General features: G+C 78.3%; 3 protein-coding genes. All 3 read right to left on the bottom strand.

The features are described from left to right. Positions 1-63 precede the first annotated feature (63 nt). Positions 64-534 carry a hypothetical protein gene (locus tag ACTUAL_RS31120; RefSeq protein ID WP_096492149.1) on the bottom strand — a complete coding sequence of 157 codons (471 nt, stop codon included), beginning with the start codon at positions 532-534 and terminating at the stop codon, positions 64-66. A gap of 86 nt (positions 535-620) precedes the next feature. Next, positions 621-980: a hypothetical protein gene (locus ACTUAL_RS31115; RefSeq protein ID WP_096492150.1), complete on the bottom strand. Its 360-nt coding sequence runs from the start codon at positions 978-980 to the stop codon at positions 621-623. Continuing rightward, a complete protein-coding gene (locus ACTUAL_RS31110; protein ID WP_440902731.1) occupies positions 977-1,810 on the bottom strand; it encodes a DUF692 domain-containing protein in 834 nt (277 codons plus the stop codon). The genes ACTUAL_RS31115 and ACTUAL_RS31110 overlap by 4 nt, the downstream gene beginning before the upstream one ends. Between the last annotated feature and the right edge of the window lie 154 nt (positions 1,811-1,964).

Here is a 1,964-nt window from a genome sequence, read left to right as displayed (position 1 = left end):
CGACGCTAGGGAGGTCGCGCGGGCCGGACAGCCGCTGTCCGGCGGGTTCCGGCTTGGTCGGGGCTAGCGGGCGGTCACTGCGCCGTCCGCCGCAACGGACAGGGCCGCCTGCGCGGCCTCCGGCGGGCACCCCGGCCCGTTCGGCCGGGTCGCCCGAGGGCGCAGCTCCCCGGTGTGGCGCAGCAGCTCCGCGCCCGCCGCGTCGAGCAGCACCAGCGTGGCGGTGACCGGCTCCCCGGTCAGCTCGGGCACCGGGACGAACCCCGCCCTGCCCCCGCCCGGTCCGGACACCGCGCCGCAGGTGTCGTCCGGTCGGGTCCCGGTGCAGCTCGTGGTCACCACGACCCGCTCGTCGCGCAGCTCGACCGGGTGGTCTGCGCACCCGCCCGCCCCGCACAGCCGCAGGGTCCCGGACCCGGCGCCCGGCAGGTCGACGTCGAGGGCCACCCCCGCCTCCGCGCCGATCAGCGTGCAGGCGGTCCCGCCACCCGCGCCCCCGCACCCGGCCAGCGCGAGCAGCGCTGGCAGCACCACCCAGGATCTCCGCACGACCCCTGGACGGGACGACCGGGCCCGGCGGTTGCCCGCGCGCGGTGAGCAAGCGCTTTCCACGCGGGAGGTCACCGCCCGAACCGCCACCACCGCCGCCGTTCGGGCCGGGGAGCCCGCGGCGCGGCCAGCTCGCCCCGCGCCGCCGCCCACTCGGCGAACGCCGCCGCGTCCTCCCGCATCCGGCTGCCGTCCTTGCGCGGGTTGCCCCGCGCGTACTCGGCGAACAGCGGGCGGAACCGCTCGCCCAGCTCCCCGGCGACGTCCGGCCGGATCGCGGCCACCACCGACCGCCGCTTGTTCAGCAGCGACCGGGCCTCCACCCGCAGCCGCTCCGCGTCGAACCCGCCCGGCGCGGGCCCGTCCGCGAGCAGCGCCCGCAGCAGCTCGCCCTGCGCCGCCGCCAACCGCTCCCGCTGCGGCTCCGTCACCCCAGCACCGCCCGGATCGCGGCCAGCTCGGCGGCCAGCTCCGCGTCCGACGGGTAGTCCCCGTCCCGCTCCAGCAGCGCGCCCGGCGGGTCGACCCGCTCCCGCAGCCGCGCCAGCACGTCGAGCACCTGCGGCAGCACCGCGGCGGTGTGCGTGTCGTGGTAGACCCCGTCGTGCTCCTCGCCACCCGCGACGTGCACGTACGCCAGCCGCTCCAGCGGGATCTCGTCCAGGAACCGCTCGACGTCCGTGCCGAGGTTGCGGGCGTTGGCGTACAGGTTCGCCACGTCGATCAGCAGGTGGCAGTCGGTGCGCTCGACCAGCTCGGCGAGGAACCGCCCCTCGCTGAGCTCGCTGTCCGGCCACTCCAGCAGCGCCGCGACGTTCTCCAGCGCCAGCGGCACGGGCAGCACGGCCTGCGCGGCCCTGACGTTGGCCACCAGCACGTCCAGCGCCTCGCGGGTGCGCGGCACCGGCATCAGGTGCCCGGAGTCCAGGCCGCCCGCGCGCACGAAGCACACGTGGTCGCTGACCAGCGGCGCGCCCAGCTCCTCGGCCAGCGCCCCGAGGTGCGCCACCCGCGCCGGGTCGACCGGGTCGGCCCCGCCGAGCGAGAGCGACACCGCGTGCGGCAGCACCGGCACGCCGCGCTCGCGCAGCAGCCGCACCGACTCGGGCAGCCGACCCGGCCGCAGGTTCTCCGCGACCACCTCGACGAAGTCGACGCCGGGCAGCCGCTCCACCGTCAGGTCGATCTCGGACCGCCAGCCGATGCCCACGCCCAGCCGCTCCACCACGTTCCCCTCCCGTCCCGGCGACCGGTCAGTCACCGCCGCCGCCACCACACCCGCCGCCGCACCCGCCGCCACCGGAGTCACCCGAGTCGCCGGAGCCGCACGACGAGAATCCGCCGCTGTGCCCGCTCCCGCACCCCGCCCCGCCGGACGCCCCGTCCGAGCGCGCGCCGCCCCGCCGCCGCGCCGC

It is taken from the genome of Actinosynnema sp., assembly GCF_052038725.1.
The sequence above is the reverse complement of the archived record's forward strand: the minus strand, read 5'-3'. Positions and strand labels throughout refer to the sequence as shown.